This is a genomic window from Sulfitobacter brevis (assembly GCF_900112755.1).
Lineage (GTDB): Bacteria > Pseudomonadota > Alphaproteobacteria > Rhodobacterales > Rhodobacteraceae > Sulfitobacter > Sulfitobacter brevis.
Genome location: NZ_FOMW01000060.1, coordinates 1 through 2,075, shown reverse-complemented (window position 1 = coordinate 2,075; position 2,075 = coordinate 1). Strand labels below are relative to the sequence as shown.

At 53.3% G+C, this 2,075-nt stretch carries 2 protein-coding genes and 1 pseudogene; all 3 read left to right on the top strand.

Features of this window, described 5'->3' with window-relative positions; genetic code table 11:
- The coding region (locus BM174_RS21290; protein ID WP_093925671.1) for a hypothetical protein at positions 1–207 on the top strand (207 nt) is incomplete at its 5' end.
- A 1-nt stretch (position 208) separates the two neighbouring features.
- Entirely contained in the window at positions 209–1,747 is a 1,539-nt protein-coding gene (locus tag BM174_RS20675) for a Fic family protein (RefSeq protein ID WP_093925670.1), read from the top strand.
- A 90-nt stretch (positions 1,748–1,837) separates the two neighbouring features.
- Positions 1,838–2,075 (top strand): annotated as a pseudogene (locus BM174_RS20670) (IS110 family transposase); the annotation flags it as partial.

Sequence of the window (2,075 nt, the reverse complement as noted above, 5' to 3'; positions counted from 1 at the left end):
ATGATCGACAGAGATTACGTGTGTTTGCACAGCGCAGAAAACGTATATCTGTACATCAATGATGACATGTACGGTGCCGTTTTTTTCTTGATAGGGTTCAATATCCTAAAGATTGCACAACTCAAAAACCTAAAAAGTGATCGACATGAAGCCCTAAACATACTACAGCTTCAAACCCTAATGACCGAACAGGTGGAGGGTTTGTGAGATGGCAAGTGCAGCGGAGAAATTGGCGGAGTCCTTGCAGGTTATCAGCGACCTTCAGTCAAAGGGTGTCATCGCTATTAGGTCTACCAATTTGACCAGAACCCATCGGGAACGATTGCTGAAAGCTGGATTTATAAAAGAAGTGATCAAAGGCTGGTACATCATGTCCCGGCCTGACGAACGCGTCGGTGAGAGCACCGCTTGGTACACCTCCTTCTGGGGGTTCTGTGCCCAATACCTCTCGGATCGATTTGGTGAGGATTGGTCGTTGTCACCCGAGCAGTCCCTGAAGTTGCATGCAGGCGATACGGCAGTCCCGGTGCAGCTGCTCGTCCGAGCCCCGAAGGCCGGTAATATGAAAACTGACTTCCCACACAAGACCTCGATCTTCGAGACCCGTGCGACGTTTGCGCGGGGAGACTCGCTTGTCGTTAACGATGGGTTACGCTTGTTCTCAATAGAAGAGGCATTGATCCTTGTTCCTGAAAATTTCTTCAAACAGAACGCGACAGATGCGCGGACGATCCTAGCGATTATACCAGATGCTTCTGCCCTCTTGGCTAGACTTTTGGAGGGTGGGCACACCAGTGCAGCAGGGCGATTGGCGGGGGCGTTTCGAAGTATTGGCAAGACAAGAATTGCCGACGAAATCGTCTCAACTATGAAAGCGGCGTCACACGATGTACGGATGAGCGATCCGTTTGCGGAAAGCGTGACTGTCCTCAATGCCGGGCGGGAAACGTCACCGCATGTGCACCGCATCCGGTTAAAGTGGGAAGCCATGCGCGAAGCAGTGATCGCGCATTTTCCTGCCGCTCAGCCGATCACAAATGATGCCGAGGCCTATCTGACCGCGATGGATGAAATCTATGTGACCGATGCCTATCATTCGCTGTCCATCGAGGGCTATCGGGTCTCACCTGAACTGATTGAGAAAGTGCGCTCAGGAGGTTGGAACCCGGATGGCGACAAAGAAGATCTTGCGATGAAAGATGCACTTGCGGCACGCGGCTATTGGGAGGCGTTTCAAAGCGTACGTGAAAGCGTGCGCGCCGTTCTTGAAGGTGAAGATGTTGGAGAAGTCGCAGAGCGTGATCTGACAGGATGGTACCGGGCGTTGTTCACGCCATCTGTGGGGGCGGGCATACTGAAGGCGGCGCAGCTTGCGGGCTATCGAAACGCGCCAGTCTATATTCGGGGTTCTCAGCATGTGCCGATGAGCGTCGAAGCCGTCCGTGAATGTATGCCAGTGTTTTTCGAGCTTCTACGGGTGGAGACCAATCCTGCGGTTCGTGTAGTGCTCGGTCATTTCATCTTTGTATTCATACATCCGTTCTTAGATGGGAACGGCCGTACGGCTCGGTTCTTGATGAATGTGATGTTGGCTGCAGCAGGACAACCATGGACGGTGATAAAAGTCGAAAACCGCGCTGCCTACATGACCGCGCTGGAAGCCGCGAGCGTCCGAGAAGATATCGTGCCATTCACAAAGTTTCTGGCAGATGCGCTTAAGGATCAAGAAACAGCAGCGATAGGATAACAAGGGCAGGGCTTTGATGATGTAACCGCCCTCCGGCGGCATCGATGTGCCAAGGTGGGTCTGCAATGATCCACAAAAAGGAGAGCGGTCATGTCGGATATTATCACGGTCGGACTCGATTTGGCGAAGAATGTATTCCAAGTGCATGGAGCTGACGGCGCAGGCCGCGCGGTTTTGCGCAAGAAGTTGCGGCGGACGCAGGTTTTGGTGTTTTTCAGCCAACTTCCGCGATGCGTGGTTGCGATGGAAGCGTGCGGCGGCGCGCATTTCTGGGGCCGTGAGATTGGCAAGTTGGGCCACGAAGTGCGCCTGATCCCGCCCGCTTACG

What these genes read in the sequence shown, in the direction of transcription:
- BM174_RS20675 (WP_093925670.1), top strand. Translation starts at nt 209, where the DNA reads ATGGCAAGTGCAGCGGAGAAATTGGCGGAGTCCTTGCAGGTTATCAGC.